Annotated in this window: 18 protein-coding genes; 9 read left to right on the plus strand and 9 right to left on the minus strand. The window is 58.1% G+C overall.

Features of this window, described 5'->3' with window-relative positions:
• Window positions 1-43 precede the first annotated feature (43 nt).
• A complete protein-coding gene (locus tag Poly24_RS11820) occupies window positions 44-856 on the minus strand; it encodes a histidinol-phosphatase HisJ family protein (protein WP_145095081.1) in 813 nt (270 codons plus the stop codon).
• A 342-nt stretch (window positions 857-1,198) separates the two neighbouring features.
• Here Poly24_RS11820 and Poly24_RS11825 point away from each other — a divergent pair, with 342 nt between their 5' ends.
• Together Poly24_RS11825 and Poly24_RS11830 are read left to right on the plus strand one after the other, a co-directional pair.
• Complete coding sequence (locus Poly24_RS11825) at window positions 1,199-2,095, plus strand: hypothetical protein (RefSeq protein ID WP_145095084.1); 897 nt, start codon at window positions 1,199-1,201, stop codon at window positions 2,093-2,095.
• Window positions 2,096-2,161: 66 nt separating this feature from the next.
• Window positions 2,162-4,018, plus strand: a complete 1,857-nt coding sequence (locus Poly24_RS11830; protein WP_145095087.1) for a sensor histidine kinase — start codon at window positions 2,162-2,164, stop codon at window positions 4,016-4,018.
• A gap of 53 nt (window positions 4,019-4,071) precedes the next feature.
• Here the strand turns inward: Poly24_RS11830 and Poly24_RS11835 are convergent, their stop codons facing one another.
• Window positions 4,072-4,704: a response regulator gene (locus tag Poly24_RS11835; protein ID WP_145095091.1), complete on the minus strand. Its 633-nt coding sequence runs from the start codon at window positions 4,702-4,704 to the stop codon at window positions 4,072-4,074.
• A gap of 559 nt (window positions 4,705-5,263) precedes the next feature.
• Here Poly24_RS11835 and Poly24_RS11840 point away from each other — a divergent pair.
• Both Poly24_RS11840 and Poly24_RS11845 read left to right on the plus strand, forming a co-directional pair.
• A complete protein-coding gene (locus tag Poly24_RS11840; protein ID WP_197452513.1) occupies window positions 5,264-6,580 on the plus strand; it encodes a Gfo/Idh/MocA family protein in 1,317 nt (438 codons plus the stop codon).
• Between the two features lie 294 nt (window positions 6,581-6,874).
• Window positions 6,875-7,993 (plus strand): metallophosphoesterase, encoded by a 1,119-nt coding sequence (locus tag Poly24_RS11845; RefSeq protein ID WP_231753593.1) that lies wholly within the window; start codon window positions 6,875-6,877, stop codon window positions 7,991-7,993.
• On the opposite strand, the gene Poly24_RS11850 is transcribed toward Poly24_RS11845, so the two are convergent.
• Together Poly24_RS11850 and Poly24_RS11855 are read right to left on the minus strand one after the other, a co-directional pair.
• A complete protein-coding gene (locus Poly24_RS11850; RefSeq protein WP_197452514.1) occupies window positions 7,969-8,934 on the minus strand; it encodes a ribonuclease H family protein in 966 nt (321 codons plus the stop codon). The genes Poly24_RS11845 and Poly24_RS11850 overlap by 25 nt on opposite strands.
• A 78-nt stretch (window positions 8,935-9,012) precedes the next feature.
• Entirely contained in the window at window positions 9,013-9,972 is a 960-nt protein-coding gene (locus Poly24_RS11855; RefSeq protein WP_145095101.1) for an SMP-30/gluconolactonase/LRE family protein, read from the minus strand.
• 715 nt (window positions 9,973-10,687) lie between these two features.
• On the opposite strand from Poly24_RS11855, the gene Poly24_RS11860 reads away from it, so the two are divergent.
• Window positions 10,688-11,332 carry a response regulator transcription factor gene (locus tag Poly24_RS11860; protein WP_231753594.1) on the plus strand — a complete coding sequence of 215 codons (645 nt, stop codon included), beginning with the start codon at window positions 10,688-10,690 and terminating at the stop codon, window positions 11,330-11,332.
• Window positions 11,333-11,380: 48 nt separating this feature from the next.
• On the opposite strand, the gene purH is transcribed toward Poly24_RS11860, so the two are convergent.
• The 3 genes from purH to Poly24_RS11875 all read right to left on the minus strand — a co-directional run bounded on the left by purH (window position 11,381) and on the right by Poly24_RS11875 (window position 14,758).
• A complete protein-coding gene (gene purH, locus Poly24_RS11865) occupies window positions 11,381-12,952 on the minus strand; it encodes a bifunctional phosphoribosylaminoimidazolecarboxamide formyltransferase/IMP cyclohydrolase (protein WP_145095107.1) in 1,572 nt (523 codons plus the stop codon).
• A 113-nt stretch (window positions 12,953-13,065) separates the two neighbouring features.
• A complete protein-coding gene (locus Poly24_RS11870; protein WP_145095110.1) occupies window positions 13,066-13,338 on the minus strand; it encodes a hypothetical protein in 273 nt (90 codons plus the stop codon).
• Between the two features lie 139 nt (window positions 13,339-13,477).
• A complete protein-coding gene (locus Poly24_RS11875) occupies window positions 13,478-14,758 on the minus strand; it encodes a CehA/McbA family metallohydrolase domain-containing protein (protein WP_145095113.1) in 1,281 nt (426 codons plus the stop codon).
• Between the two features lie 480 nt (window positions 14,759-15,238).
• Here Poly24_RS11875 and Poly24_RS11880 point away from each other — a divergent pair, with 480 nt between their 5' ends.
• Window positions 15,239-16,543, plus strand: a complete 1,305-nt coding sequence (locus Poly24_RS11880) for a MerR family transcriptional regulator (RefSeq protein WP_231753595.1) — start codon at window positions 15,239-15,241, stop codon at window positions 16,541-16,543.
• A 13-nt stretch (window positions 16,544-16,556) separates the two neighbouring features.
• Here the strand turns inward: Poly24_RS11880 and Poly24_RS11885 are convergent, their stop codons facing one another.
• Complete coding sequence (locus tag Poly24_RS11885; RefSeq protein ID WP_145095119.1) at window positions 16,557-16,889, minus strand: hypothetical protein; 333 nt, start codon at window positions 16,887-16,889, stop codon at window positions 16,557-16,559.
• 340 nt (window positions 16,890-17,229) lie between these two features.
• Between Poly24_RS11885 and Poly24_RS11890 the strand changes: the two genes are divergently transcribed.
• Window positions 17,230-17,421: a hypothetical protein gene (locus tag Poly24_RS11890; RefSeq protein WP_145095122.1), complete on the plus strand. Its 192-nt coding sequence runs from the start codon at window positions 17,230-17,232 to the stop codon at window positions 17,419-17,421.
• A 125-nt stretch (window positions 17,422-17,546) separates the two neighbouring features.
• Here Poly24_RS11890 and Poly24_RS11895 read toward each other — a convergent pair whose 3' ends face one another.
• A complete protein-coding gene (locus Poly24_RS11895) occupies window positions 17,547-20,966 on the minus strand; it encodes a mechanosensitive ion channel domain-containing protein (RefSeq protein ID WP_197452515.1) in 3,420 nt (1,139 codons plus the stop codon).
• A gap of 291 nt (window positions 20,967-21,257) precedes the next feature.
• On the opposite strand from Poly24_RS11895, the gene Poly24_RS11900 reads away from it, so the two are divergent.
• Complete coding sequence (locus Poly24_RS11900) at window positions 21,258-21,575, plus strand: hypothetical protein (protein WP_145095128.1); 318 nt, start codon at window positions 21,258-21,260, stop codon at window positions 21,573-21,575.
• Between the two features lie 9 nt (window positions 21,576-21,584).
• Entirely contained in the window at window positions 21,585-22,751 is a 1,167-nt protein-coding gene (locus tag Poly24_RS11905; protein ID WP_145095130.1) for a sodium ion-translocating decarboxylase subunit beta, read from the plus strand.
• The last annotated feature ends 40 nt before the right edge of the window (window positions 22,752-22,791 follow it).

Below are 22,791 nucleotides of genomic sequence, written 5' to 3' on the forward strand. Positions count from 1 at the left end.
GGTCCGGAGCGATGTTGCGGTTGGGAGCGATCGGCAGGATTTGCTACTGGACCCACGGGAACTGGAGCGCTTCGCGGATCGCGACCGCTTGGGGTTGGCGGTCGACGAAGTAGACGACTTCATCGAATCCGGCGTCCTGCAAGATCGCGAGCGCTTCGGGATAACCTTCGCCCACGCGCTCGGGAACGTGCGCGTCGGCTCCGATCACGACGGGGATCTCTCGCTCGCGGATCATGCGTAACATTTGTGGGAACGGATTCATCTCGGTGATCCGTTTGTAGCGTCCGCTGGTGTTCAATTCCATCGCCGTGTTCGACGCGGCGATCCGGTCCAGGACGCTGGCGATCGTGTCGATCAATCGCTCGGTTTGCCAATCTTCCGGCGTTTCGTTTTTGATCAGGTCGGGGTGGGAGATGCAATCGAACAGGCCGGTCTCGGCGGCGTCGGCGAGCATGTTGAAGTAGGTGATCTGATCTTGCAGCGGGTCGTCGGTGCGATAGTCGCGGCGGTACTCGGGCGTTTGCGGATGGACCGATCCGATCACGTAGCTGAGCGGCGTGTCGGCGATCTGCTGGCGGACAAATTCAACATGGCCGGGATAATAATCGGCCTCCAATCCCAAGCGGACGTCGACCTTACCGCGCCACTGGTCGGCCGCTTCGGCAACGATCTGCTGGTATTCGTCCCATTGATCAAGGTCCATCCGGACATGGGCTGAGAATTGATCGGGCATCGGGTTGTGGCAGGTAATCGTCAACCCCGGCAGGCCGGCGCGGTGGGCGGCGGCGGCGTATTCGCTAGGCATTCCGTGGGCGTGTTTGCAGAGCGGGGTGTGGGAATGGGATTCGTAGAGCATTCGAAATTGCGTGCAATCGGATTGGAAGAGGTGTGTTTGCGTGAGGTCTCGGGAGGGCGTGCTGCGGAGGTGGCCCCACGACGCCCCGACCTGATCCTAAACTTTTTGGTCCGATACGACAAACGACGTTGGTCCCAAGCCCTAGGTCACCGTGGGATATTCCACCGTCGAAACGATCTTATTTTTCGAGAAAATCTTCGATCCTGCGATTAACTGACCGACTGCACGTGATCGCGGGGAAGACGCATGCTAGGTTTGCAGGGGCGGAGGGCTACTGAACCCTTGGGGATACCAACCCACCCGCCGATACATTCGAACGAATTCCTAAGACCGACCCTCGGGATGACCATGCTTATTCGAACACTTCTGTTTGCGGTTTCGATCGCCTCATGGATGCCCGCGTTGCTGGCACGCGACCTGGTGATCGACAACGTTTCTGGAAGCGATTATCAGAACGATCGCGGTTTGGTTGCCGGGCCTGCCACCTTTGGTCCTTACCGCACGATCATGCGGGCACTCCTGGTCGCTCAGCCTGGCGATTCGATCGTGCTCACGAAAACCGACATTCCCTACCGTGAATGCATCTCGCTGAACGGGACCCGACACAGCGGCACACCGATGTTTCCGTTTCGGATCGTCGGCAACGGCGCCGTCTTGGACGGATCGACCTCGCCCCGCCGCGATGGTTGGGAGATCGTCAGCGGTGATCTGTACCGCTACATCCCACCGCGTCCGGGATATGGTCAGATGATGCTTGCCGGCCGCGCGATGTCACGTTTTATCAGCAGCGATGGCGACCTGTCGGCGATGGCTGCGGGACAATGGGCACATTGGAATGGGCGGATGTTCTATCGCCCTCCGGCGGGGAAGAGCCCGTTAGACGAACCGTTAGAAATCACGACCGAAGCGGTCGGGATCACGCTGTATGACGTCGAGCATGTGATCATCAGCGACCTCACCGTGCGTGGCTATCGGTTGGATGGGATCAATGCGCACGACAAAGCCAATCATGTTCAATTGATCGGGATCGCCGCGCGGCACAACGGACGCAGCGGGATCAGCGTCGGTGGCAGCAGCAGCGTCACGATCGGGGCGACGCTGTGTGAACTCAATTCGGTCGCTCAATTGCGTACCGAGGGACAATCGCACACCTATCTGGCGAATGTCGATCTTGCCGAAGGGGTCGGCACGCCGCTGGCAAATGAAGGGGGGCGCGTGTTGCGATTGCCAAAGGAATGATTGTGTGCGACAAAAGGGGCTTGTCTTCTTTTAGGCCCCTTTTGATTCCTCGAGGACCGCGCGGACATGTTCCGAATGCTATCGGGCATCTTTTCGTCGATGAGCCTGGAGCGGAAATGTCTGCTGTTCTTCGGCGCAGCGCTTCTGCTGCTGATGTTCTTCGCGTTTTCGATTGTTGAAGTCATCGCCCAGCGACTGGTCTCGCAGAAGATCCAGCAGAGTGCCAAGGACTACGCCAACACGATCCTAGCTCGCGAGCACTGGCGGGTGATGATGACCGATGCGGTCAAGAAGCAGCGACAGCAGATCATCGGCAAGCAAAAGGTCGACGACGAATCGCTCGATAAATTGCTAGCTCGCGATTGGGAAACGCTGGACAAGCTGGATGTCTACCTGCTGAAAAAGAAGCGGCATTCGGCGGAAGTGATCGCTTTGGACGAAGGGCCCACGCTGCAGGACTTGCGGACGCCGGTGTTGTCGACCGATTTGGAAGAGCGGTCCAAGCTGGAAGATCTGGAGCGTCGGTACCGCGATTATTTGACGCGGCACTATACCGAAAACCGTCCCAATTTCCTGCAGGCGACCGAGCTGGACGATAACGACAATTTCATGCATCTGACACTGCAGCCGCTGTTCGAAGAGCGGGGCCCGGTGGGGGATCGGTACATTTTTTATGATCCGATCTTTTTCAAGCCGATCTGCATGACCTGCCACACCAGCCCGAACTTCAATTTTTTCAGCGATCTGCCGAACGATGAATTCGCGGAACAATTGGTCGCTGCGACGCCGTTTCGGGCCGTTCGGGTGAGCATGCCCTACAAAGAGACCGAAGCCTCGGCGACCTGGATCCGGGCCGTCGTGATGGCGCTTGCGATGTTGATCATCGCGATCACGCTGGCCGTGTTGCACATGATCTTGCGGTACCTGGTGCTGCATCCGCTGCAGCATTTGCGGGATGTCAGCGATTCGATTTCGCGCGGTAACACCGAACTGCGCGCCGAGATCGATACCGAAGACGAATTCAACGAACTGGCCGATGCGTTCAACCGCATGCTTCGCCACCTGACCGAAACGCAGGACCAATTGCGCGAGGTGAACCGTGAATTGGACCAACGCGTCGATCAGTTGGCTCAGTTGAACTTGCAGCTGTACGAAGCAAACCGATTGAAAAGCGACTTCCTGGCGAACATGAGTCACGAATTGCGGACGCCGCTGAACAGCATCATCGGGTTTTCCGATGTCCTCAAGGGCCTTCAGACGCTGACCGAAAAGCAGCGGAATTACGCGTCGAACATCGAAAAAAGCGGCCGGGTGCTGTTGGAGATGATCAACGACATTTTGGATCTGGCGAAGGTCGAGGCGGGCAAGATGGAGGTCCGCCCGACGCGGTTCGACCTGGTTTCGGTCGTCAGCTTGCAATGCGATATGGTTCGCAGCCTGTCGAACGAAAAGAACATCGACCTGTCGATCGAATCGGTCGACGACCTGCCACTTGTCTATCAGGACCAAAACAAGATCGGGCAGATCCTGACCAATTTGCTTGGCAATGCGATCAAATTCACTCCCGAAGGGGGACTGATCACTGCCAAAATCGAACTGGTCGGTGCCGATCGATTCCGTCTGCTGGTTACCGATACCGGAATCGGAATCCCCGAAGACGATCAGAAGGTGATTTTCGAGAAGTTTCGCCAAAGCAAGGCGGTGCTGGATAACGACGGGCTGACGCGCGAGTTCTCGGGAACCGGGCTGGGGCTATCGATCGTTAAAGAGCTGTGCAAGCTGTTGGGGGGCGAGGTCACTTTTACAAGCGAACTGGGCCGCGGCAGCACGTTCATCATCACGCTGCCTTTCGAATTGCGGACCGATCAGCCCGCCGCGCCTTCGGATCCGATGCTCGATTCCATCAAGGCGGCGGTCAGTTAGAACCGCAACCTGGAAATCGTGGCAGCCGTTGGCGTCGAAAAGAAGCGACTCGCTTAGACCAGGTTCTTGCGAACGGCCCAAACTGCCGCTTGGGTACGGTCGGTCACGCCCACCTTGCGGAGGATGTGCTGGACGTGCTCTTTGACCGTTTCATAGCTGATGTCGAGCGCTTTGGCGATTTCTTTGTTGGTGAGACCCAACGCCATTTGTCGCAGCACTTCGCTTTCGCGTTGCGTTAGCGGTACGTCGATGTCCGAAGCGATGCGTGGCGTCGCTAACGCGCCGGTCACGCGACGCAGTTCGTCGCGGGTCCAGGCCGAGCCGCCACCGGCGCACAATCGGATCGCTTCGACAAGCTTGCTGCGTTCGCAGTCCTTCAGCAGGTAGCCCGCAGCGCCCAAGGCAACCGCACGGGCGACGTAGGTTGGATTGTCGTAGGCCGACAGCAGAACGACGGGAAGGTCGGGATAGTCCAGCTTGATACGTCCCAACGCAGCGAGGCCATCGCCCCCCTGCATACGGATGTCCAATAAGACAAGGTCAGGAGTTTCCTTTGTCAGGAATTCGAGTGCTTCGGCAGAACTTACCGCTTCGCCGACAATCTCGACTTCGACATCAGACAACAGGTTACGCAGTCCCAGTCGAACAACTTCGTGGTCATCAACAACGAGTAATCGGATTTTCATTCTTGGCTCCAATGAACGCTAGCTATGGATGGCGTTCGGTGTTTTTCCCGATCGGGAAGTTCAGTTGAGCGAGCACAGTTTTCATCAGTCAGGACGTTCATGCACTGATTTGCGTCGCGTGATACATGGTTAATTCGGGTGTCGAATCGCGCGTCACGGGCCTCTTTGGATCGATACCTCCAACGGATGTGTTATCAGTACCAATGTGGACGGGGGCCTCTACGGGACGCGAAAAATTCAATCAAAGTCCGCCGTAACACTCAATTTGCATTGACCGGAAATCGGACACTGCATGGAGGTAGACTTTTGTTCATATTACCCCTCTGCAGACGGGGCATGCAAGGGCTGATGGAAATTTTTTAAAAGATTGCCTCGATCGTCCGCGCTCGGGGCTTACTTTTTTGCGGTCTCTCGGTGATCTACACTAGGGAAGCTTGTACGCTTCCCCAGTTTGGTGATCGTTCGGTGGACCGGACGTTCACCGGACATGGCTATTATTAGGGACTGGCAAGCCCCCCACGTCATCATTTTCCAATTGCTAGTAATTTAGAGAGCCTCGATGTCGATCGACCGTCGAAAATTCATCGCTTCGGCTGCAACTGCCGGAGCCCTGTGTGCCGCCCCCGCCATCCACGGGGCGCAGAAATCACCGACCTATCGAACCGCGGTGATCGGAGCGGGCTGGTGGGGGATGAACATTTTGCGCGAGGCGGTGGCGTCGCAGCGGGTCAAAGTGGTGGCGATCTGCGATGTCGATCAGGACAAATTGGAACTCGCCGCCGAGGAGATCGAAGACCTGTGCGGCGATCAAGCGAAGACGTACGGCGATTTCCGCGAGATGTTGGACCGCGAACAAATCGATATCGTGATCATCGCCACTCCCGATCACTGGCACGCCCTGAATGCGATCGCGGCGCTCGAGAAGGGGTGCCATGTGTTTGTCGAGAAGCCGACCGGGCATACGATCGGTGAGAGTCGCGCGATGGTCGACGTGGCTCAGGCGACAGGGCGGAGCGTTCAGGTGGGGCTACATCGCCGGATCGGGCCGCATCATGTTTCGGCAAATCAATTCCTTCGCGATGGAAATTTGGGGACGATCGGTGCGGTGCGGATGTTTGTCAACAGCAAGGGGGGCGTTGAGCGGCCGACGCGAAATTCGGAGCCGCCCGAAACGCTCGACTGGGAGATGTATTGCGGCCCCGCGCCGCTGCGTCCCTTCAATCGCAAAATTCATCCCGGCGGGTTCCGGCATTTCTTAGACTTTGCCAACGGAACGCTGGGAGACTGGGGCGTCCATTGGTTGGATCAAATGTTGATGTGGTCCGAAGAGAAGTACCCCAAGAGCGTCTATTCGACGGGAGGTCGGCCGGTGCAGGGGCCTGCCGTATTGAACGCCACCGAACAAACAACCGACGCCCCCGACAGTCAGGTCGCGGTCTATCAATTCGAATCGTTTACCGCGACTTGGGAACACCGTAAGTTTGCCGGTCACGGTCCCGAACGCCACAACGTGGGTTGCTATTTTTATGGTGACCGAGGGACGTTGCATGTGGGGTGGCGCGACGGGTGGACGTTTTATCCGACCGATTCCAAAAAGGCGATCCAGCACGAAGATGCTCAATTGCAAGAACCCGATGGCCATAACATGCAATTGCTGTGGGCAGACTTTTTGCGTTCGATCGAATCGGGCAAACCGGCAACCTGCAGCGCGCTGATCGGTCACCAGGCGACGAATCTCAGTTTGTTGGGGATGTTGTCGATGAAGTTGGGGCGCAGCATCGCTTGGGATGGCGCAACCGAAACGATTCCCGGCGATGCCGAAGCCAACGGATTGTTGCGCCGCGAGTATCGTGGCCCATGGAAGTACCCGACGTAGGCATTCTCTTCATGAAGGAGATCGCAGCGGCGGAATGAACGTCGCGGGGCAAGGGCGTCGGTTCGGCGCTGCCAGAGAACCAGCGAACCGCTAGACTTCTGAAAGTCGTTCCGAACGACTGACATTGGCATCAACGTGGGAGTCGAGGTTCCCGCCGATTCCTCGTGTTGCGGAATCAGCCCCACGGCTCGATTTCCCCCACGACACCGGCAGATGCCCACGCTGTCGGTGCCCTTCATCCTAAAAAATCTTCTCGCCGATCTTCCGCTTATGTTCCTCCCCATCGCTCATTGGATGCTTATTTTAGTGGGCCATTTTGGGCTGCATCTGACGTTTTATAACCGCATCAACGCGACGGGCTTGCAGCGTTGGCAGATCAAATTGATCGAGCGGTCGGTGGCGGTTGAGTGTTTTCTGTTTCCGATCGTGGCGTACTTTTACCCGAACCCGGCGGCGCTGCCTGCGGCGTTGCAGGTCTACAGTTGGATCTGCTTGGCGGCGATCTTGGTGCTGGGAATCCCGTGGCTTATTTACCGCCCGATCTTTCGCATCGGTTGGCTGCCGGTCGAACGCCGGGTGACGCACGTCGTGGTCGATGCGCAATTGCCAACGTCTCCGTTCGGTTCGTTGCGATGTCGTATCAACGCGGCGTTGCCAATGAATCAGATCTCTCATCTGGCGATCGAACACAAGGAACTTCCCGTCGCGCGGCTGCCCGCCACGTTGGACGGGCTGCGGCTGGCCCATCTGTCCGATGTCCATCTGACAGGCGACATGCTGCCCACGTTCTACCAATACGTCGCCGACCAATTGATGGCGTGGGAACCGGAGATCGTTTGTTTGACAGGAGACATCGTCGACAAGGCTGACTGCATTGCTTGGCTGCCCGATTGTTTCGGCGGCATCCACGCGGCGGGCGGGTGTTATTTTATCCTGGGCAATCACGACACCCGCGTCGCCGACCCTCGAATGGTGCGTCGTGAGATGGAAGCGTTGGGTTGGACCGATTTGGGAGGGCGGGCCCAGCCGATAACGCTGCGCGATACCGAGATTGTGATCGCTGGAAATGAATTGCCGTGGTTCGGTCCCGCACCGCCGTTGGACGCTGTGGGGGATGAACGGTTCCGATTGGTTCTCAGCCATTCACCCGATCAGATCGCTTGGGCCCGACGTAACCACGTCGATTTCATGTTGGCTGGACACACGCATGGTGGACATGGTCGTCTGCCATTTGCCGGACCGTTGTTATCCCCGAGTCACTATGGCAGTCGGTTTGCATCGGGAGAATTTGATCTCCCTCCGACCACGATGCATGTCACGCGCGGGCTGTTCGGCACACACTTGCAACGCTTCCGCTGTCCCCCGGAATTGTCGTTGCTGACGCTGCGTCAACGGAACCGCACAAGTTCTTGATCGGTCAGTTTTTGTTTTGCGATCGCCGACGCGATCTCGCTCAAAAAACGACGCGCGTCTCCGGGATATCCGGCCGTCGGTCGCAGCCCCGGCACCTGGGCTTGCCAGTACGCATTAAAGACGTCCATCAATCGTTCCCGCGTATATTTGGCTATCATCGACGCCAACGCGACCGGGGCGAATGTGTCCCCTTTGGCGGTGAAATGCCAGCGGATCGTGCGATCGGCCAGCTGCACTTGGTAGCGGCTGGTCAGACGTCCTTCGGTCTCAACCGAAACCCGACCTTCGGGGAAGAAATGTTGCAACAGGCTGCCGTAATAGGCTCGCCCGCCGTGCTTGTCGCTGAAGACTTCGACATCCTCCGCGTCGCAATCCAAAATTTGCGGTTTCACCAACGCCACAGTCTGTTCGGACAGCAAGGTCGCCTTGTTGCCAGCAGAGGCGCACATCGCGTTGAAGGCTGCCGCCGAGAGGATCGTTGCCGAAGCCGATCGCATCTGCAACGTGTCGGTTTGCCAGTGCTCGCCGACCGCCGCGGTCAATTGTGTCCAATCGATCGACTCTTTCAGATCGATCGGAAATCGTTCGCTCAAATTGGCAAACCATCGCGTTGTCGCGAGCGATTCTGGCGTGGCGGGCGATAAAAGACGCAACCACTGGGCGAGCGATGCGATCGGACGCGAAGAAGCGCATGCGGCCACGCTGAGCATCGCGATCTCAAGGGTCCGTAGCCCACCGGCTCGACCCGGGGCAAACAGCTTTTTGGAATCGCCGATCCGAACCCGACCCAGCGACGGGATTTCAAAGCCTTGCTCAAGATCCGCGAGCGTCGCGGTCATGTCAGCCGCTTCGGGAAGATCCCAGCAAGTTGCCGCGATCACCAAGGGGCCCAGTTGCGGGCCGTAGCCCGCTTCGTCAGTTGCAATCAGCCGTTTAGTCATGAGAGATGTCACAGAAGAGTCGTTCCACGGCATTTGTCTTGGCTAGTTTAATCGCTCCTTTAGTGAAAAATCAACCGACTAAATGGAGGATAGCGGGAACAATGGATTCTTTCCCACGGAGGTGAATTCGGTGGGGGCGATGAACAGGCTGCCCGCTTGCGGCGCGTCGGCCTGGCGATCTTCAGGCATGTGTTCCACTGCCGTGGTAATCACCAGATGCACCTTGCCGTCGTGTTCGATCAGGTTGGGGCAAGTGTTTTGCGGCGAGTCGGGGGTCTCCCATACGGTGGTCAATTCACCGGTTTTCAAATCGTACTGACGGGTCTCGCCGTGCGGCGCCGGATTGGGGTTATAGATCGAAACGATCACCGACTTGCCGTCGGGAGTCACGATCGCGCCATCGGGGACGCCGGGATCCGCTGTCAGATCGACGACCACTTCCGCATCGCCCAACGTCCCGGCCGCGATGTCGATGGGGTAGCGAACGATCTTGCGGGTGGGCGAATCGATGTCGATCAGGAACGTCTGCTGGCCCTCCTGCACGATGGCCTTGCCATTGCTGCAAACCTGATCGTTTCGCAATTGGATCAGGCTGCGATCACTGCCACGCCACAGATAGAGCCCCGCTTTGGGCGTTTTGAATTCCAGATCCTTGGTGCCAAATATCAAGTTGTTTTCCCAGACCAAACCGTCGTTGATCACGGTTCCTTCGACCGCCTGATCGATTTCTTCATGGAACGGCGACCAAGTGATGTCGCCCGGGTGAAAGATGCCCAAGGCGCGTTCGCAACCCACGACAAACGAATGGCCGTCGTCGCAAGGGAACGCAAAACCGGGACGTCCCGGCAGCACGTGCGAGCGATTGTTACCCGATTCAAAATCGAACACGTTCAACGACCCTTGGCTCGCGTTGGCACCGTGCTGAATCGCCACCCAACTCATTTTGGAAGGGCCGATCGGGTAGGGGCCTTCCGGAAGGAAACGCAGCGCTGCATCGGTGGGGCGGTAGAACGGAGTGGCAATGATTCGTTGAGTCATGGTTTTGGTCATTGAGGGTGAGGATTGATTGATGTATCCCGGCATGTGCAGATCGCGGCAGTGCAGATCGCGGCAGTGCGGAACGCTCGTGTCACGCAACCGATCGGAAGCCATCGATCACATGTCGCTGCGTTAGCACGAATGTTACCAGCGCTCGCGTGGACAGGCCATTGTCCCCACAGGAACCAAGCGTCTCGGCTGTCCGACAACCAACGTTCGCTGTGCGGATGTTCGTCGGTCCCGCGTAGTGACCAAGTGTACACGCGACGTGCGCTGCCGTGTTGAAGCCTGCAGGCTTTGCCTTGGGTGTTCCCGTGCGGTGGTAGATCGCGTCGCAGGGACGCGTTTCGGATTGGGCGCGAGGGGCAGGTTGTCGCGATACGGTTGGGTTTGCCTTGACGCAATCTTATCTTTCTCCGGGGGGGGGATGAAATTAGCTTGCCATTCTGTCCGGTCGGCTGTCAAGATAGTTTGATCGGCTGTCGTATGGGTAACGGAACGTTGTAGCGGTACCTCATGTGGCTTGCCTGCAAGTCGTCGGTTCCCTGGGGATCGTTTGTCGGGAAGACGCCGCAGTGTCGTTGCATTGGTTGCGATGTCTCCGGACGCCATGGTTCTTGGGGAGCGCCCGTCTGGCGGAAGGTTCCGTCGCCGAAGGGCTAACCGCAAAGCATTCCGAAACGGTAGCTTAACGTTCAACGCAATGGGGAATCTCATGACGACTGTTATGATCGTCGATGATCATCCGGCGATGCGCGAGGGCTTGGTGTCGCGGCTGGAACGGGAGCAGGATTTCCATGTCTGTGGGCAGGCAGGGGACGTCGAAGAGGGGTGGCAAGTGTTGCACGCGTGCAAGCCGGATGTTGCACTGGTCGATGTTTCGCTGAAGCGTGGGAATGGTTTGGAGCTTATCAAACAGATCAAAACGAAACGTCTGACGACGCGAACGCTCGTTTGTTCGATGCACGAAGAATCGTTGTACGCCGAGCGAGCATTGCGTGCTGGTGCGTTAGGGTACATCAACAAACAGCAGCCCACCGATCTGATCGTCGATGCGATCCGTCAAGTGCTGGGGGGCGACCTGTTCCTCACCCAAAAGATGTCGACTCACCTGCTGCAACGTATCGTCCAGGGGGGCGAGAGTCTCGGGAATTCGGTCTCCGAAGTCCTCTCGGATCGCGAGCTTCAGACGTTTGAATTGATCGGTCGTGGGATGAACACCAGCGACATTGCGACGCAGATGCAATTAAGCCCCAAAACGGTGGAAACCTATCGATCGCGGATCAAAGAGAAACTAAACCTCGCCAACATGCCCTCCCTCACCCAAGCTGCCGTGCAGTGGGTGATGGAGAATCATTGAACCGCCGTGCTCGCACGGCGGTCATGGATGCATCGGATGTTTCCGGCATCAATGCTTGAAGTGTCGACGCCCGGTGAAGACCATGGGGATCCCGTGATCGTTGCAAGCATCGATCACATCCTGATCTTTGCGTGAACCGCCGGGTTGCACGATCGCGATCACGCCCGCGTCGGCTGCCATCGGAATCGAATCGGCAAACGGGAAAAACGCATCCGACGCCAACACGCTTCCGGTCGATCGTTCGGCAGCCTTTTCGATCGCGATTTCGACGCTATCGACGCGGCTCATCTGCCCCGCACCCACGCCGACCAGCGATGTGTCGCTGGCCAGGACGATTGCGTTGCTCTTGACGTGCTTGACCATTTCCCAGGCGAAGTAGATATCGTCCCAGACCTCGTCTTCGACCGTCTCTGCCGTGACGGTCTTCCATTGCAACGGAACCGCGGCTTGGCGATCGGCATCTTGAACCAAGATTCCACCGCTGATGTAACGTTGCACCAACGGCGGCATTGGATCTTCCAGGCGGCCCACTTTCATCAGCCGAACGTTGTCGCGCCATTTTGGCTTGGTGGTCAGCAAGCCCACCGCGCTGGCTTCGAAATCGGGAGCGACGATCGCTTCGATGAACAGCCCCGGTTGGCAGAGCATTTCGGCGGTGGCGAGGTCAACGGTGCGGTTCAGCCCGAGCACCGATCCAAAGGCGCTCAACGGATCACCCGCCATCGCCTTCTCGACCGCACTCGACAGACTTTGGCCCGTTGCCGCGCCGCAGGGGTTATTGTGCTTCATCACCGATGCGGCAGGTTGGGCGAAACCGCGGACGATTGCCAATGCCGAATCGAGATCCAAAAGGTTGTTGTAAGAGAGTTCCTTGCCGCTCAATTGCATCGCGTTGACAAGGTTGGCCGACGTCGAGATTTCGTTGGCGTACAACGCGGCGCGTTGATGCGGGTTTTCGCCATATCGCAGGACTGCCTTGCGGCGGAACGATTGGGTGATCACCGGAGGAAAATCGCCGCGAGCCGATTCGCCACGCAGGTAATCGGCGATCGCGCGATCGTAACGGCTGCAGTGATCGAAAGCTTCCCAGGCCAGCGTGCGGCGGAGCGTGCTGCGCGTGCCGCCGTGCGTTTGAATCTCATCAACGATCGCCGAATAATGTTCAGCACAGGTCGCGATCGCGACGTGTGAGCTGTTTTTTGCAGCGGCCCGGACCAAGCTTGGCCCGCCGATGTCGATCTGTTCAATCGCTTCGGCGGTCGTCACGCCGGGGCGTGAAATTGTCGCTTCGAAGGGATACAGATTCACGACCACCAGATCGAAAGGCTCGATATCGTGTTCGGAGATCGCATCCATATGCTCGGGCTTATCGCGGCGCGCCAGGATCCCACCGAAGACTTTTGGATGCAACGTTTTGACACGTCCATCGAGCATTTCGGGGAAGCCGGTGTAGCTGGCGATATCCTCGACCGAGATCCCCGCATCCTCCAAGTGCTTGCGAGTGCCTCCGGTGCTGAACAGCGTAACACCAGCGGTTTGCAGCGCGAGTGCAAAATCGACCAGCCCAAGCTTGTTGCTGACACTGATCAAAGCATTTCGGACGGGGACAACGTCGGTCACAAATCAAATTCCTGCACAGGGGGGATCGAGCTAACGCATCTGGCATCAATTCATGCCAACGCGAGATAGCTGTTTGTGTAAGGATTTGCGACACTCAGGTCAACCCGGTGCGATCAATTGCGAGCCCCAACCGGTTGCATCGGTTCGGCAAATTCGACAGGCATCACGACGTCTGCCGCCCACCGCAATCGAGGGTTTCGGCAGCGGCTGAGGTTGAAATTTCGCGGCTCTTCGCGGCAAAGACAAAGTGCCAGAAAATGTTCCGACGACGTGAAACGGATCGGACTGATGACGCGGCGGGTATGCCGGCCGTGACAATCCATATAATCCAATTCGACCACCAATTCATCCGATTGCTGCATCGCTCGACGTAATAGTTCTCGCATCGCTTGGTACTCCTTCTTGCTTGCTCGATCCCCGTTGTGGATCGTTGTCGATCCCACTACCCCAATCATCGCCCCTGCCCTGGACAAGTCCGGTCAAAAGCGAGGGCAATCCGATGCGTTTTTCTATCGGCTGGGGCGCTCAGCGTGTCTCATATCCAACCGGCTGCGTCCAGGCCTGTTTCTTCTGGTCCTTAAACGATGGGCGATCGGCCCCCTTGCTGGATGTGACGGTCGCTCGCACGTACAGTTCGCCCGGCTGCATCGTGTAGGTCGCCACGTTCCCTTCCTGCTTGGCGAATTCGATCCCGATCTGCTCTGTCGCCGGCATCGCTGTCTTGTCCGCATCCGGAGCGATTCGCGTTCCGATGAATTGAGTCGTGTAAGTTTCGCCCGCTTCAGGATCGATCTTCACCGTCAACGTTCGCGATTCGGAGTCAAATGTCACCTCTTCCAGGCTGACACCACTGGACGCATAGAAGTCGCCGCGTCGCAGCGCTTGGATCAAATGTTCGGGAGTCAGGTATTCCGATCGGACCATCACCCAACCGCGGCCGGTGATGCTTCGCGAAAGCATGCCGTCGTGATAATCGTGGCTGTCGTCGGTCGCCAGCCCCAACAGCGGCGTCGCTTCCAAAACCGTTAAACGCATCGCGTTGGCGATGTCCCACATGTGTTCGATCGATGGACGGGTGGCATCGCCCAATTGGTTCACCCCCGGATGCCCGTTGTAGACCTCGAAGAACTGCTCCGACGTGACTTGAGCCATCTCTTCCGCAGTGATTGCCCAGCCAAAGTTAGGATGGTTCAGATGCATCAGCATTTCGCGTCCCAGCCGCTTCGCCTGCTCTTCGACAGCGCGCAGATTGTTCGACATCGCTTCGACAGGGGTCGCGCCCCCCATCGGTTTGATCACTTCGGCGACGTTCGAAACGTTCATGTGGATCGGTTTTCCGGCGGCGCGGTCGCTGACCTCTTCTCCGGGGATCAGGATGAACTGGCCTCGGTCTTCGACCAAATAACGGAATTCATCCAACGGCTTCAGCCGGATTTCCAAGTCGTCTCCCTCGCCGCGTGTTTCCACCCACGATCCGCCAAATCGCGCTTTGTACTTCGCAAGCGCCGCTTGCCCGCCGCGCTTGGCGATGGCGGTCTGCTTCATCCACCGTTGGCCGAGGCCCAAAACGTTGTGATCCGAGAGGACAAGGAAGTTGTAATTTTCGGTGCGATACCACTCGGCGATCATCTCGGGAAAGTCATCCCCATCGCTCCACAGCGAATGCGTGTGCATGTTCCCTTTCCACCAACGCCGCGTCGGTTCGGTGGGGACCGGATCGTCGGCGCGGCTGGTCAACGGAAAACAGCTCAACAGGATGCAGGCGACAAAGAAACGTCGTAGCGGGAGGCAATCGCAGTGGCGCATGGCAGATCAAATTGGGTGGAGAGGGAAGGAAAGGGGAAGTCGAAAGTTTGGGTGGGAGACGAGGGACTGGCGCGGGCTGATTCCGCGGTCCCCGTTGTCGGCGCGGTGGGAGCCCATAATGGTCGACCGGATGGGCGGTCGATGCGGCGCATTCTAGCCGTAAACGACTCGCTGGGGTTCAGCGACGGCGGCTTCTAACATACAATTCACATTCAAAACCATTGGTGGCAAGCGGCGGTTCGCACATCGCGTCGCCGAACGATTCGGCGATCCCGACAAGGGTTGCTTGCTCAATCATGGGTAATTTGCAAGATTGGTAGCGTATCGGGAAATTTGGCGGTCTATCGGCTGCACTCCCCGTTGCCAACGCCAGCGGGTACCTCCGCGACCATGGTCCCCAATCCTGTTGCGAGGGTGCCACGGGTAGAAGGCGTCGAGCTTGCACTTTTCGATCTTATTGGACCGCCAGAAGGAAGCCGCGTGACCAATCCAACCCCAGTGGACAACGAATCCACTGAATCGATCTCTGAATTGGACGAATCTGTCGCCGACCTGGAGCTCGACGGCGGGGAGCCTTCGACCGCCGAATCGGTCGCTGACGATTCGCCGATCAAAGGCAAACGGATCGCATTTGCTGGTAAGCTTGGAGGTTTGTCGCGACGCGATGCGATGCGGTTGATCCGCGACCATTCGGGAATCGCGTGCGAACAGCCTTCGATGGCGGTCGACATCGTTGTGATCGGTGCCGAAGAATCGCCGTTGGCCGAAGGAGATCTTCTGTCGGACGAACTTTGCGACGCGGCAGCCCGCGGTGAAATCGAAGTCCTTTCGGAAACCGAGTTCTGGCAGCGACTGGGATTGGTCGAAGCCGAACAAGCGGTCAAACGACTCTACACGCCCGCGATGCTGGCCGATTTGTTGGGCGTCTCGGTGCGGGTGATTCGTCGCTGGCATCGCCGTGGGCTGATTGTGCCCGCCCGAACGGTCCACAAGCTGCCTTACTTTGAGTTCCAAGAGATTGCCACGGCCCGTCGGTTAGCGGAACTGGTGGCCGCCGGAGCCAGCGTTGCGGCGATCGAACGCAAACTGGAATCGCTCTCACAGGTCCTGCCGAGCGTCGACCGGCCGTTGGCTCAGTTGTCGGTGATCATCGAGGGGAAGCAGTTGTTGCTTCGCCAAGGGGAAGGCTTGATCGAGCCGGGGGGCCAGTTGCGGATCGACTTCGACGCTTTGCCGTTGGAAAGCGATTCCGAGCCGGAGGGCAACCCTACGTTGTTGGCATTCGCGCATTCTTCGCAGGAAGCGGCCGGCGAGGATCCCGACATGGATCCGCTGCAACAGAAGGCCTTCGATAGCGAGGACGACGGCGAATTTGAAGCGTCCGTCGATTGTTACCACGCGATCTTGGCACGCGACGGCGCGCGGGCAGATATCAGTTTCCAGCTGGCGGAGTTGTTCTACCGGATGGGCGAATCGTGGGCCGCGCGGGAGCGGTACCTGATTTCAATCGAATTGGACCCCGACTTTGTCGAGGCGCGGGCCAGTCTCGGCGGCTTGTTGGCTGAGATGGGGCGCAAGGAGTTGGCCGTTGCGGCGTTTCGCGGCGCACTGCGGGTCCACGATGACTACCCGGACGTCCATTACAACCTCGCCCGCACGCTCGACGAATTGGATCGCGAGATCGAAGCGGATCATCACTGGCGGCGGTTCTTGCAACTGGCTCCCGAAAGCCCCTGGGCTGCGGCGGCACGGGAACGGTTGAACCTCGACCCCGAACACGTTTAACCGACCAAGCGTCCTAGCGGACGTAAACCGGTACAAACGTGAACCGTGCTTGCGGGTAGGCGTAATTGCTGCGCATCATCGGCATGTCCGAAGCGGTGGGCCGCAGCGGATGATGGCCGCGCCAGGCGTTGTATTCCATTCGGGCCCGCCGTTGACGCGATTTTTCCATTGCGATTTGTTGTCGCAGCTGGGCGACGGTCAAAGCTCGGGGCGTCACGCTGGCGCTGTAGGTTTCCTGTTCTTCCAGCACGATGCGGCCGGGCGGAAGTTCGTGGTCTTGGGCCAGTGCGGTCGACGAGGCTAGTGCGACCAGGGCAAACATCGCAAGTGAGTTAAAGCGTTTCATTCGGGCGCAACCTTAAGATCGTGGTGGGTAGGGTTTTCGTTAGAACCGCCAATATCCTGTTGTTCGACCTCCCGCTTGTCAGCTCCGCACAGTACCACCGCTCTATTCGGCTTTCGTGTAGAGATCGGTTCGCGTCGTTGCGATCAAGTAAAGGCTAACGTCCACGAAGAACATGCCTGTCTGGTAGGATTGGCTTGCAACTTCCTGATTTAGGCACCGCGGCGGATCAATCCGTCGAAGACCCCGCTTCCACTCCTTTAAAAATTGAGTGGATTGCGTTAAGTTTGGATGCTAGCGAATGGTAACTTCACCAGCACACTTTTGTTCCCTTGGAGAAAACATGAAACAATACTTAACTGGCATCGCCTTGGCTGCTTGGATGATCTCGATCGTTGGATGCGCACCTGCCGATCAAGGCACGGACGTCAGCACCGACGCACCAGCAGCTGTTGAAGCAATGGACGGCGGAAACACCACGACCGCTGCGGAAACTCCCGTCGCACCAGCTGAAGAAGCTCCTGCAGCTGAGTAGTTCCGGTTCGGTAGCCGAAGCCGTTAGATAAATCATGAAGCAGCGTCGCGAGAGACTCCTCTCTTGCGACGCTGTTTTTTTGTGCGCTGCGGCAAACGAGCAGCCAATGCTTTGGCCGGGTCGCGTTATTTTGCGTGCTCGCGAATCGGTACCCCGTTGTCGCTGGAGCCCGATCGGATTCCCGACAGCAGCTCTTTCGGGAACGTCCGCAGATGCAGGTCGCGTTGCGGGAAGGAGATCTCGATCCCGGCGGCATTAAATTCGTTGTGGATGTTGGTGTGCAGTTCGTGAATCGTCGACAAGCGATTGTCCAACGACGACAAATAACAACGAATCACCAGATCCAATGTGCTGTCCCCAAAGCCCTCGAACGTGATCACAGGACATGGATCTTTGGAGATGTTTCGGTGATCGTCGCAGATCCGCCGCAACACCTCACACGCGTGTTCGGTGTTGGTGCCATACGCGACCCCGACGTTCACGACCAGGCGATTTGTCGTATCCGAAAGGGTCCAGTTGACCAACCGGCCCGTGATCAGATCTTTGTTCGGAATGATCAATTCTTGACGGTCCCAGTTGATCACGGTTGTCGCCCGCATGCGAATCTTGGAAACCGCGCCGGTGGTGCCATCGATCGTCACCACGTCACCGACCCGCAGCGGTTGTTCAAACAGCAGGATGATGCCGCTGATAAAGTTCGCAAAGATCTCCTGCAAACCAAACCCAAGGCCGACACCAAGGGCCGCCACAAGCCATTGGATGCTCTCCCAACGGATACCGACCGAACGCGCCGCGAGCATGATACCCGCGATCAGCATCACGTAACTGCTGAGTGTTTTGATCGCATAGCGGGCCGCGTTATCCAGCGGCAGCCGTTGCAGGAGCGTTGTTTCCAACAACCCGGGCAGGTTGCGCACGGCAATGAATGTCAGCGCGATCAACGGTGCCACGATCACGATATCGCCCAACGTGAACGGATCGCCCGATTCGCCCGACGACGGGATGATCGTAAAACGATCCAGGTAATCGACCGCGGGCAGCACGCTGGTCCAGATCCATGCGAAACCAAACAGCCCGGCAACGGTTAGCGACGTCGAGATCAAACGCATCGTCTGCGCATTGGCTTCGCGAATGTTCACTTCGGGATGTTCGGTCACTTCGATCGGTGAGCGATCGGCGGATTCCGACGCCGCGGATCGGTCGCGGACCTGTTGGATCGCCATCGCGCGACGATTCAACATCGCCCAACGACGCATCAGCCCTCCGACCAAGATCAACGCCACCGCAAGCATGAGCGTCTTGTAAAGCTGGTCCGCCAATTGATGCGCGCTATAACTGTAACCCGCCAGCGACAACAGCCCCAGCAACAGCGGCGTGCCAAAAAGAGCGTTGTGCCAGACGACGCGTAAGCGGTCGATCCAACCATCGCGGTGTTGCAGCAACCACAGCGACGGCGCGCCCGATTGAGGATTCATCACCCCGCGGACAAACCAGGCTGTCTGCAGCATCAGGATAACAAAGACCAACCGGCCCAGGGAGGTTTCCCAGCGGACATTGCCGCAATGCAAGAGAAGCGACCAGACGAATACGAACGGCAACGCGAGATCCAGAAACCATCGCAGATGCCTTCGCGATGAGGCGGCCGAGCGTTCGGACCAACCGAAGTGGGCCAAGGCCAGCCCGCCGGGCCGGACGACCTGCCGAATCAATTCCAAAGGGAAGACAAACATCGCGGCGAACAGTAATCCGTACCCTGTCGCTTCGATGTAGGGTGAATATTTATCGGCATACGCCAAACGCCAGCCAGGAACTGCAAGGGCCATCGGCATCAGCAGCGAGAGGATCAGCGTGGTGAGGACGGCCGACCAAGTCGGTTTCATGTCGACCGAGGTGCCTCGACTGGCCTCGCTTCCCAAAGTCTGCAGTCGCCGTCGCAAACGAGGCATGGCGAACAACAGCAGAATCAAACAGATCCCCCAGGCAACCGTCAGCAGCAGGTTTTCGTTGGCTTCTTCCCACAACGCATTGGCGACGCCACGCAGGTTGGCCGGATAGACGAGTCCCTGGAACGCACGCCACGCCAGCGGAAAATCTTCCCAACTGAATCGCTCGGCGCTGCGAAACCACAGCACGTGCCCGTCGATCATCGTGGCGAAGCGGCGGATCGATTGCAGGTAGTCCTGCTGTTCGATCGATTTGCTGAGCAGTAGATTTCGGTAGTTGTTGGCGTCCCGTTCGATCGGTTCCAAGAAGCGTTCCAAGATCTTGTAATCACTGGAATATTTTTCGTCGCTTGGCAGATGGCTGGAGGTTTGTCGAGAGATCGATTCGCGGACCAAACCGATTTCCGACAACAAAGCTCGCACCTCGTCCAGTTCATCGTTGGTTTGTGCGAGCCGTCGGCGGAGGCTGGTTTCATTGGGCAGCGAGGCGCGTTTCTGCTGCAACATCAGCCCCATCGCACTGCTCAAGCCGGTGTCGTGTTCCAGTTCTTTCTGGACCTGGCTGTTGATCGATTCGTAGTCCTGTTTCAGCTTCGAAGCTTCCAGCGACAGCTCGGTGATCTCCGCTTCTACATCCGCCTGTCCCTGCACCAAGGGCTGCCATTGCGAAGCAATATCGCGGGTTTCGACCGTCAGTTCGTTGTCGTCCAGCGGCGTCTTCGCAATTTCCGCCTCGAATTCGACGATCCGCCGGCGGACCTTGAGCACGCGATCTTCGGCAAACCGTTTGGCGATCACCGTCGCCCGTGCTTGCATCCGTTCTTCTTCCAGCTTGGCAAGTTGGATCCGGGCTTCGATCAGCGGACGTTCCATTTCGAACGTCGTCTTCTCTTGCTGGAGGACGGCGATTTGTTGTTGCAGCAGCGCCGTGGTTGCCATCTGCGACCACTGTTGGGCCTGCGTCGCGAATGGCAAAGCGTCGGCGTCGGCCGCCGCGGTGGGAGCTTGCAAACGCGAGTTCAATTGATCGCGCATGTCGGAAAGCAGCTTTGGCACCGCGGCCAAACGCTCGGCGCGAGTCGTCCGCGCCGCTTCCAACTCCTCACGTTTTTGCCGGGCGTCGGCAGCGGCTTGATCGGCCGCCAGCTTGGCCGCCTGAAGTTCATCGGGAGAACCAAAAAATTCTGGATCGGGCTCTCCCCCCTTTTCCGCCTCTTGCAAGGCCCGCTCCGCCGCCAAAATCGCTTCGGGGGCGTTGGAGGCCGCTTGTTTCAATGACTGCAGTCGGGTCGCTGCCGCTTCGGCTTCGGTTATCTTCCGCAGCGTGTCGTCGATCTTTGCCAGCAGTTCGGTCCGCGCCTCTTCGTCCAATTCCGTATTGGCTTCGATTTCAGCCCGCCGCCGCTGGATCGTTTTGGTATCGGGCAAATGCGGTGTTTCGTCCGATGCGGTGAGCGCGACCGCTGGCGGAGAACTGGTCGGCGGCGGATCTTGAGCGCTCGCCGACGTGTACCACACGCACAGCAGTAAGATGCTCGCTGGAAAGAGAGGCTGGACTTCCCACCGCGTCCGGCCAGCGTTTGGCCGGGACGCCCACGTCATTTGATACCTTCGAAAGTTCGACATACCCGCGATGATCCGATAACCGCGCGATCCGCGAAAGGGCACTTCTCCATAAGACGACGGTTGGGTGATTCGACGTTGGTACCCGGGGAATCGATTGCGTTTGTGTCACTTGGGCTGGATGGGGACCGCTGGTTCCATGTTTTCGGAAAAGAATCCGACTTAGGGGGTGAATCCGTGGCCGTGATCCGATATTCTTCCACGCTTGTCTGACAACGGGATCGAATCCTGCCTTCCCTCCCCCGCCTCGATTTTTGGAATGGCTCCAAGATGAATGTGTTTGCCGTAACGACCGCCGCCGCGGAATCGACGGTCGCTGCCAACGAATTACCGCAGGCTGCGTCGATCGCGCTGGCGGGAATGTTGATCGTTGGGTTGGCGTTGGTATTGATCTGCCTGTTCATCACAGCGCTGCCACGAATCTTGGCGGTCGCGGAAAAATTTTGGCCCGAGGTCGAAGAGCATCACGGCCGGACACATCCGCAATCCGACAGCCATGTTCCCGATGACGATGCGGTTTTGGCCGCGATTGGTTTTGTCTTGCATCAAGAATTTCAGCGCCAACTTCAAACCGACAGGCCGTCTTAGAAAAGAACCATGGATATTCTGCTCGATTTTTTAGACACCACCGGGTTCGCGGCGATGTCGGCCGGGAACGCGATCATGATCCTCGTGGGGATCGTCTTCATCGGCTTGGCGATTGTCAAAGACTACGAACCGCTGCTGTTGGTCCCGATCGGGATGGGGGCGATCGTCGGTAACATTCCCGTGATCGAAGGGATGGCGATGGGGGTTTACGACCAGCATCGTTGGATCATGGACAATGGCGTGATCGAGTATCAGCCCGGCAGCGTGCTTAGCTACCTGTATCTCGGCGTCAGTTTGGGGATCTACCCGCCGCTGATTTTTTTGGGCATCGGCGCGATGACCGATTTTTCCACGATGCTCTCGAATCCGAAGCTGACGCTCTTGGGAGCCGCCGCGCAAATCGGCGTCTTCGCTACGTTTTTGGGGGCGGTCTGGCTGGGCTTCTCGCTCTCCGAAGCCGGAGCGATTGGAATCATCGGTGGTGCCGACGGACCGACTGCGATCTTCCTGGCCGCCAAACTTGCGCCGCACCTTTTGGGGGCGATCGCGATCGCCGCTTATTCGTACATGGCATTGGTTCCCGTGATCCAACCGCCCGTGATGAAACTGTTGACCACGCGCGAAGAGCGTCTGATCCGGATGAAGCCGCCGCGCAAAGTATCCAAGCGCGAACGGATGATCTTCCCGATCGCGGCCTTCCTGATCTGCGCTTTGATCGCGCCGGGAGCGATCACGTTGTTGGGGATGCTGTTTTTCGGCAACTTGTTGAAAGAGAGTCTCGTCACCGAACGCTTGGCCAACACCGCGCGGACCGCCTTTATCGATATCGTCACGATCCTGTTGGGCTTTTCGGTTGGTGCCAGCACGCAAGCCGACACGTTCTTGAAACCGCAATCGCTGCTGATCTTCGGTCTCGGGGCGCTATCGTTTGTGATCGCGACGGCCAGCGGCGTGCTGTTTGCCAAATTGATGAATCTGTTCCTGACCGAAAAGATCAATCCGTTGGTCGGTGCCGCAGGCGTTTCAGCGGTCCCCGATTCGGCGCGCGTCGTGCAGATGGTTGGCCAACAAGCCGACCCCCACAATTTCCTGTTGATGCACGCGATGGCCCCCAACGTCGCCGGAGTGATCGGTTCGGCGATCGCCGCCGGGGTGCTCTGGTCGGTGTTGACCTGATCCGGCACCGCGACCGCAACGACAAGCTTTGTCCCAACGA

Source organism: Rosistilla carotiformis, assembly GCF_007753095.1.
Taxonomy (GTDB): Bacteria; Planctomycetota; Planctomycetia; order Pirellulales; family Pirellulaceae; genus Rosistilla; species Rosistilla carotiformis.